7 protein-coding genes are annotated in these 9249 nt (G+C 40.8%); 2 read left to right on the forward strand and 5 right to left on the reverse strand.

What is annotated here, in order from left to right:
- Positions 1–9: 9 nt before the first annotated feature.
- The 5 genes from mgtE to serS all read right to left on the reverse strand — a co-directional run bounded on the left by mgtE (position 10) and on the right by serS (position 5641).
- Positions 10–1362 (reverse strand): magnesium transporter, encoded by a 1353-nt coding sequence (mgtE, locus tag Q1R07_RS08615; RefSeq protein WP_300488644.1) that lies wholly within the window; start codon positions 1360–1362, stop codon positions 10–12.
- A complete protein-coding gene (rsmA, locus tag Q1R07_RS08620; protein WP_300488647.1) occupies positions 1352–2131 on the reverse strand; it encodes a 16S rRNA (adenine(1518)-N(6)/adenine(1519)-N(6))-dimethyltransferase RsmA in 780 nt (259 codons plus the stop codon). The genes mgtE and rsmA overlap by 11 nt, the downstream gene beginning before the upstream one ends.
- An 18-nt stretch (positions 2132–2149) precedes the next feature.
- Positions 2150–2461, reverse strand: coding sequence for a DUF4286 family protein (locus Q1R07_RS08625; RefSeq protein ID WP_300488649.1), 312 nt, complete (start codon positions 2459–2461; stop codon positions 2150–2152).
- Between the two features lie 48 nt (positions 2462–2509).
- On the reverse strand, positions 2510–4288 hold the full coding sequence (locus tag Q1R07_RS08630; protein ID WP_300488652.1) for a tetratricopeptide repeat protein: 1779 nt from the start codon (positions 4286–4288) through the stop codon (positions 2510–2512).
- Positions 4289–4369: 81 nt separating this feature from the next.
- Positions 4370–5641 carry a serine--tRNA ligase gene (gene serS, locus Q1R07_RS08635; RefSeq protein WP_300488654.1) on the reverse strand — a complete coding sequence of 424 codons (1272 nt, stop codon included), beginning with the start codon at positions 5639–5641 and terminating at the stop codon, positions 4370–4372.
- 173 nt (positions 5642–5814) lie between these two features.
- On the opposite strand from serS, the gene Q1R07_RS08640 reads away from it, so the two are divergent.
- Entirely contained in the window at positions 5815–7728 is a 1914-nt protein-coding gene (locus tag Q1R07_RS08640; protein ID WP_300488657.1) for a M1 family aminopeptidase, read from the forward strand.
- Between the two features lie 77 nt (positions 7729–7805).
- A complete protein-coding gene (rseP, locus tag Q1R07_RS08645) occupies positions 7806–9131 on the forward strand; it encodes an RIP metalloprotease RseP (RefSeq protein ID WP_300488660.1) in 1326 nt (441 codons plus the stop codon).
- The last annotated feature ends 118 nt before the right edge of the window (positions 9132–9249 follow it).

Consider the following 9249-nt stretch of genomic DNA (forward strand, 5'->3'; position numbering starts at 1 on the left):
TTTATATGATTAGAAGCCTAAGATCATTTTGGCTATGGAAAAGTAAATCAGAATTCCGCAGATATCATTACTGGTTGTAATAAAAGGCCCGGTGGCCAATGCGGGGTCAATACCATACCGGTTTAACGTCATGGGGATAAAGGTTCCCAGTACAGACGCCGTGACAATCACGGAAAGCAGGGCTACCGTAACGGTAATTCCCAACATAAAGTTCACATTTAAAAGAAAATGGCTGCCAATTAAGAGGATAACACCTAAGATTAATCCGTTTAACAAACTTAGCGAAATCTCTTTTAGCAATCGGTTCCATAACGAACCGCTTAATGTATTATTCGCAAGACCCTGAACAATAATTGCCGATGATTGTACACCGACATTTCCGGCCATTGCGGCGATTAGCGGTGTAAAAAAGAACAACTCCGGATGTTTATCCATCGCGCCGTCGAAAAGACCTAATACGCGTACACTGATAAAACCACCCAACAACGCCAATACCAACCACGGTAAACGCGCACGGGTAAGTTCCAGAATACTGTCATCCGCCTCAACGTCTTGTGAGATACCGGCCGCCAACTGGTAATCCTTGTCGGCTTCTTCTTTGATTACGTCTACGATATCATCGATCGTAATGCGTCCTACCAGTCGTCCCAATTCGTCGATCACCGGAATCGCCTCAAGGTCATACTTTTGCATGATCCGGGCAACTTCCACGTCTTTGGTATCGACTTTTACATAGTCGACTTTTTTAATATATACTTCGCTAATCGGCGTTTTGGTTGATGTCGTCAACAAGTCTTTTAACGACAACCGTCCTTTTAGTCTTTCTTCATCATCCACCACATAAATCGAATGCACTCGGGAAACATTTTCAGCCTGCAAACGCATTTCCTTTACGCAAGTGAGCACGTTCCAGTTTTCGTTAACTTTCACCAGCTCTTTCGCCATTAAACCTCCGGCCGTATCTTCGTCATAACGCAACAAGTCAACAATATCCTTGGCGTGTTCGACGTCTTCCAGCTCGGAAATAACTTCTTCTTTTTTCGATTGTGGTAATTCCGCGATAATATCGGCCGCGTCGTCCGTATTCAACTCATCCAGCTCTTCGGCGATCTCTTTTGCCGAAAGGTTTCTTAAGATTTTTTCACGGACTTCCTCATCCAATTCGAGAAGGATTTCCGCTGTTTTTTCACTGTCGAGTATTTTAAAAAGATAGCTTGCCTCATAATCATCGAGTTCTTCCATGATTTCGGCAATATCAGCATAGTGAATCTCCTGGAGCAAATTTTCAAGTTCGTTCCCTTTGTTTTCACTGATTAGTTGCTCAATCTGAGCAATAAAGTCTCTGCTGATTTTAAACTCCATCGGCGGCTATTTTTTGAGTGAGTTCGATAAATTGTTCTACGGATAATTGTTCCGGACGGAGGTCAAAGATACTATCTTCTCTTAAATTATCCGACAACTGGAATGTTTTTAAACTATTTCTTAATGTTTTTCTACGTTGGTTAAACGCCGTTTTTACCACATTGAAAAACATTTTTTCTTCGCATGGCAATTTGTAGTTTTCTTTTCGACGCATCCGCATCACGCCCGACTTCACTTTTGGCGGTGGTGTAAATACATGTTCCGACACGGTAAACAGGTATTCCGTATCGTAAAAAGCCTGTGCCAGAACCGATAATATACCATAGGCTTTACTTCCTTTTTTCTCACAAATCCGTTCGGCTACTTCTTTTTGGAACATTCCCGAAAACTCCGGAATACGATCCCGCATTTCCAGTACGCGGAAAACGATTTGCGTCGAAATATTATACGGAAAATTCCCGATAATCGCCAACGGATCGTCACCAAACGTTTCCGAAAGGTTGTAGCGTAAAAAATCTTTCGAGATGATACGATTGGACAGTTTCAGATAATGCGTCTGCAGATATTCCACCGATTCGGTATCGATTTCAATCACATAGGTTTCGATTGGTTTTTCCAGAAGATACTTGGTTAGCACTCCCATACCCGGACCGATTTCCAACACTTTTTGATACCCGCTTAAGGTTAGTGTATCGGCAATTTTTTGGGCAATATTTTCATCATTCAAGAAGTGTTGTCCCAAATGTTTTTTAGCTCTTACCTTATCCATACTTCGTTTTTAAAGCTATTAATGATCGCTGATCAATTCTAATTCCGTACGGAACGCCAACATTTTATCTCCGAAAAGCGCAAACCCTTCTGCTCTCAGGCGTGGCGCATCTTCGTCGTAATACCGTTGCAACGTTTCCTTACTATCGGTTGTATACTGAATGGAATAGGTTACACCGCCCATTTCTTCCTCCACCAACACTTTTACCATTCGCGCAGTTGTAAACTTTCCGGTAGCCATTACATCTGCTATATGCTTCTCCTGCATCCATTTCATCCACTGGTCATGTACACTCTCGTGTATATTGATCGTCACATTGTAAATAATCATCTTTTAAAACTTAAGTTATTACCCTCCGAACAACTGTCGACCTGGGTTTTATAAATTGTTATCCCCTCGTAATTTTCTGTAATTATTCCGGGCGTCTACGTAGTAAATACTATCCTGATGGTTAAAAATAACCTTTTCATAAAGGGCTTTGGCTTTTTCGATATCAGGTAAATCCTTTCGATAAATTTCAGCCGAAAAAAACAGGGCTTCGTCTACATAAATCCCTTCGGCATGTTTCTCGATAATCTCCTGATAGACTTTTAACGCTTCGGCATATTCTTTTTTCTCTTCCAGAATACGTCCGATTTTCAATAGCGTTTCGTCTTCTACACTTTGTCCTTTGTGTTCTTTTAAAAGCGTACGAAATCCATTTAAGGCTTCGTCTGTTTTATTTTGATACAACAGGAAATCGGCTTTGGCAAATTTCTTTAACGCCACCCGCGTACTGTCCTGTGTTGTATGATCATTGATCAAAAGAAATAATTCCAAGGCGTCGTTGGCAATCAACTGAGACGAAGAGGCTTTTAACACTTTGAATTGTTGTTGTGCCCAATCGAAATCGCCTTTAAAATAGCTGGCTTTTGCCATTTTCAGACTGGCTTCGTGTCCGACTTCATCATTTTTTAAATCGTCTTCAATCTGCGCATAATAGATAATCGCCTGATTGAATTTTTCATCCAGCAACAACACATCGGCAAGTTCCATTTTTACTTCTGCTTTCTGATAATTATTGAGCGGCAATTCCAATGCATTCGTAAGTATCTGGCGCGCCGTTTCAAACTGTTTTAAATAGAAGGCTTCAAAATGCGCTTTTAAAACCTGAAGTCGCAGTGAGTAGGGCGAAATACCGTATTGTTTTAGCAACAGGTTTACTTTTTCCCGGATTAAAGGATATTCTTTTGGCGTTGCTTTTTCGATATCCATCGTCAACAACTGATAATGCGCTTCCATTTGCAAATCCAGATCCTGTGTATTGAGCAGTATAAAATCCAGAATTTCTTTTGCCGTATCGTTTTCCTGTTTCTGAACGGCTAGCTTTGCCAGGTTAATAATCGTAAAAAAATTATCCGGATTTCGTTTAAAAATGGCTTTTTCCTGAACAAAGGCTTTTCCGTATTCTTTTTGTTGTACAAAAAACCAGCTTAGAAACTGGTTCCAGAAAATATCCTGTGTTTTTTGGGTACGAATCAATAATGCTTTTCGAAGATTGGTATTGAACGATTCCTGTGTATCTTCCATCATAAAACGCGCCAACTGACTTTGTACCAACGGAGCGTTTTGCGGATTGCGATAGGCATAATCGAGCAGTTTATCCACCATCAATTCCAGATTTCCCAATTGTCCCTGTAACAAGGCAATCTGATAATCGAAATTAAAACTTGGATTTCCGGCAACGCCCAGATCGTAGGCTTTTAAGGCTTGTTCCAGTAATACTTTCTGTTCGAAAAGGCTTGCGACACCGTAGACATTATTCGGATTTTCTTTGATAACATCCAATGCTTTCTGATAGGCTTTATTGGCTTTATCCATATCCTTTTGCAGCTGGTAATTGTAGCCCAGTTCCACATAAAGGTTATTTTGTTTAAAACGGTCGATCCGGATTCGGATCATTTCTTCCGCTTTGGCATATTGCTTTAGCTGTTGGTAGCAGGCAACCTGTTTTTGAAAATACTGGTAATTATTCGGTTGCGATTTCAGCAAATCTTCGTAGATCACCATCGCTTTTTCAAACTCTCCCCTATCGAAATAGTTTTGCGCCAGCTGTTCGTTTTGTGCAAAAACAAACACCGAGCATAACAAAGCGATATAGGAAAAAAAGTTTTTCATGATATGGTTATCCTAAAAAAACAATGTACTAATGTAGCCATTTTTCAGCTAATTAGTACATTGTTGTAGTATAAGATTTTATTAATTAATGATATCAAATCCGGTATATGGACGCAACACTTCCGGAATCACGATTCCTTCCGGAGTCTGATAGTTTTCCAGAATTCCGGCCAAAACTCTTGGCAATGCCAATGAGCTTCCGTTAAGCGTGTGTGCCAAATGGTTTTTCCCGTCTTTATCTCTAAAACGCAACTTCAGACGGTTGGCCTGATAGGTTTCAAAATTCGACACAGAACTGATTTCCAACCAACGATCCTGTGCCGTTGAAAACACTTCAAAATCGTAGGTTAACGCCGATGTGAATCCCATATCGCCACCGCATAAACGCAGGATACGGTAAGGCAATTTCAACTCTTGCAATAAGGTTTTTACATGCTCGACCATTCCTTCCAAAGCTTCGTATGATTTTTCCGGATGTTCAATTCGTACGATTTCCACTTTATCAAACTGGTGCAAACGGTTTAATCCGCGAACGTGTGCTCCGTAAGAACCCGCTTCACGACGGAAACACGGCGTATATCCGGTACACATTACCGGCAATTCACTTTCCTGTAAAATAACATCGCGGTACATATTCGTTACCGGCACTTCGGCAGTTGGGATCAAGTACAAATCGTCGATACCCACATGGTACATTTGTCCTTCTTTATCCGGCAACTGTCCGGTTCCGTAACCAGACGCTTCGTTGATTAAGTGTGGCACCTGAAATTCTTTATAACCGGCATCGGTATTTTTATCCAGGAAATACGAGATCAACGCTCGTTGCAAACGCGCTCCTTTTCCTTTATAAACCGGAAAACCGGCACCGGAAATTTTGGTTCCCAGTTCGAAATCGATAATGTCGTATTTTTTAGCCAGTTCCCAATGTGGTATCGCACCTTCGTGTAATACCGGAATAGTCCCTTCTTCAAAAACGGTTTCGTTATCATCGGCTGATTTACCTTCCGGAACCACATCGGCCGGCATGTTCGGTAATTTATACAACTCGTGAATCATCTGATCCGAAACGGTATTTAAAACTTCCGTCAGTTCTTTACTTTTCTCTTTTAAAGAAGTTGTTTTTTCCTTTAGGATTTCTGCTTTGGCTTTTTCACCACTTTTCATCAACTCACCGATGTCTTTCGATAGCTTGTTCGATTCCGCCAAAATATTGTCCAATTCCACTTGCGTTGCGCGGCGCTTTTCATCTAAAGCCACCACTTCTTCAACCATTGCTTTAGCGTCAAAATTTCGTTTTGCCAAAGCCTGGATTACTTTTTCCTGGTTTTCTCTAATAAATGCTATCTGTAACATAGTATAATGATTTTATGGTCAGCAAATTTAAGGAATTGTTTTATATAATAGGACGGGCAATTTTACAAAGCTAGGACAGAATCTGGTCACTTAGGATCAAAACCATATTATTCCAATATTTTAAGCCCATATTTTGTATTATTCCCTAAATTTGGCAAACTTTACTAAAATTTATGAAAAACTATTTCTTAATTTTTGCATTACTGGCAACCGCTTTTTCGTTCGCCCAAACCGAAGAAGCTGATTTTTCCAGAATGGTCGAGGCCGAAATGAAGGCCGCTTCCGGCATGATGCAATTTACTGCCAATGCCAATACCCAGAATTACGACATCACCTACCACAAACTCGAATTCACGGTAGATCCGGCCAGTTATTTTATTTCAGGTGTCGTAACAACCAATTTTACGGCCAAACAAAACACGAACACTATCACCTTTGATCTAACAAATGCGCTAACGGTGAGCAGTGTTAAACAGGGAACCACTAGTCTTATGTTTACTCAAAATGCAAACGACGAATTGGTGATTACCCTTCCCACAACCCTAACATCCGGTGCTTCGAGTTCGGTTGTTATAACCTATTCGGGCGCACCTGCTACCGCGAATAACGCTTTTACAGCAAGCTATCATTCCGGGAATCCGATTATCTGGACGCTTTCCGAGCCTTATGGCGCCAAAGACTGGTGGCCGTGTAAACAAGACCTTAATGACAAAGTCAACAGTATTGACGTTTACATTACGGCACCGTCACAATATGTGAGTGTTGCCAACGGGCTACAAGTTAGCAGTACTACCAATAGCAACGGAACGAAAACGACACATTTTCACCACAGCTACCCAATCCCAGCCTATCTAATCGCTATAGCTGTAACCAATTACCAGATTTACAATCAGGTTGGCGGCGTGGCTCCCAACACTTTTCCGATAGTTAATTATTTGTATCCGGAAAGCGCTTTTACAAGTCAAACCAGTTTAGCGCCTACACCATCTATCATCAACCTATACGAAACACTCATTGGCCCGTATCCGTTCCGCAATGAAAAATACGGTCATGCACAATGCGGATTCGGTGGCGGAATGGAGCACACAACTGTTTCCTTTATGGGTGGTTTTAGCAGAAGTCTTATTGCCCACGAAATGGCACATCAATGGTTTGGCGACAAAGTAACCTGTGGTAGTTGGAAAGACATCTGGCTTAACGAAGGTATCACCGAATTTATGTCGGGAATGGTTGTTAAAAACCTAACCAGCAATGCCTCTTTTATCAGCTGGAAAGACTCAAAAATAAACAACATTACCTCCCAACCGGATGGCAATTTGTATTTAACCGATGCACAACTATCCAATGTTGGCCGAATTTTCAGTAGTCGTATCACCTATGATAAAGGCTCTATGGTAACCAATATGCTACGGTTTAAAATGGGCGACACCAACTTTTTTCAGGCGCTTCGCAATTACCTGAACGACCCGGCACTGGCCTACGGTTATGCCATTACGCCACAACTACAAGCGCATCTTGAAACCGTATCCGGAATGAATCTTACCGAGTTTTTTAATGACTGGATCTACAATCAGGGCTACCCATCCTACAACATCACGGTTCAGAATCTTGGTGCCGGACAAGCCAAAATAAAAGTAACTCAGACCCAATCGCATGCATCGGTAAGTTATTTTGAAATGCCTCTTCCGATTCGTTTGAAAAACGGTACCCAAACCCAGGATGTTGTTGTAGACAACACCGTAAACGGACAGGAATTTATTGTTTCGGTTCCTTTTACCGTTACCAGTTTCGAGTTTGATCCGGAAAAAGATATTATTTCCAAAAACAATACTACATCTTTAGACTCCCGTTCGTTTGATATTTCCGACACCATTCTATTGTATCCAAACCCGTCCAGCGACCGTGTTACCATCCAGTTACCGACCCATATCGAATTGGAAAATATCGAAATTTACAATGCTTTGGGACAGTTAGTCAGTACACAAACCAAGTCAGAATTTTCGGTAAGTGCTTTATCCAACGGAATCCATTTCATAAAAATCAACACTTCCGAAGGCGTCTTTCATAAAAATTTTATAAAAAAATAGGCAATCTGTAATTCCATGATAAAAAGTAAGGTGAAAACCTTACTTTTGTCGTTTACAATAAAAAAAGTGTTTTAAAAATGATACAATTAGGGCAAATCCTTTTCATACTTTCTGTATTAGTTATCCTCCACGAATTCGGGCATTATATCACGGCCAGAATGTTTAAAGTCCGCGTAGAAAAATTCTACCTCTTTATGGATGCGGGATTCTCATTATTAAAAAAGAAGATCGGGGAAACAGAATGGGGAATCGGATGGTTGCCAATTGGCGGTTATGTAAAACTAGCCGGGATGGTTGACGAAAGCATGGACATGGAACAGATGAAACAGGAACCACAACCGTGGGAATTCCGTTCAAAACCGGCATGGCAACGTCTTATCATTATGTTGGGTGGTATTATTGTAAACATTCTTTTGGCCTGGTTTATTTATACGATGGTATATGTAACCTACGGTCAGAAATATATTGCCACGGAAGCCATTCAGAAAAACGGACTGGCTTTTGGTGAAACCGGTTTAAATGTAGGTTTTAAAAACGGCGATAAGATTTTAGCGGTAGACGGTAAATATCAGGATCGTTTTAACCGTATGACGTTAGACATCCTTTTAGGAGATAAAATAGACATCGAGCGTAACGGCGAAAAGAAAACGATTATCCTAACCGATCCACAAAAAGCGGAAATCATCGGAAAAGAAGGTCGTGATTTTATTCAGCCACGTCTTTCGAGCGTGGTAGTTGATTCGGTTACGCCGAAATCGGAAGCTTTTAAAGCCGGATTTAAAAAAGGAGATCATTTGGTAGCAATCGACAACAAAGAGTTTAAATTCTTTGACGAATTGCGCGATAACCTTAACGCCCATAAAAACGATTCGGTAAACATTACCGTAATCCGTAACAACGAAAGAGTCAACTTAAAAACTTTAGTAGACAAAGACGGAAAAATTGGCTTTTTACCAACGTTTAAAGACAAAATGGACTTCGAGGTAGTAAACAAATTATCGCTCTTCCAGGCAGTCCCGGAAGCGGTTAAAGAATCCTATGCTTTATTGGTTTATAACGTAAAACAATTCAAATTGATTTTACGTCCAAAAACGGAAGCCTATAAGCATGTAAAAAGCCCGGTTGGAATTGCACGTGCTTTACCGAATCAGTGGAACTGGGAGTTTATCTGGAACTTTACGGCTTTATTTTCGATCGGTTTGGCGTTTATGAATTTACTGCCAATCCCGGGATTGGACGGTGGTCACGCGTTATTTACGATCGCTGAAATGATAACCGGAAGAAAATTGAGTGAAAAAGCAATGGGTCATGTACAGACTTTCGGAATGATTATCTTACTGACACTAATGGCCTTAACCTTCGGGAAGGACATCTACCAGCTGATTGCCGACAAATTTTTCTAATTTTTTTAAGCATTTTATTTGCGAGATTAAAATTTCGACTTATATTTGCACCGCAATAAAGGTAACACACCTTCCTCCTTAGCTCAGTTGGTTAGAGCATCTGACTGTTAATCAGAGG

The sequence above is a fragment of the Flavobacterium sp. genome (genome assembly GCF_030146175.1).
GTDB lineage: Bacteria > Bacteroidota > Bacteroidia > Flavobacteriales > Flavobacteriaceae > Flavobacterium.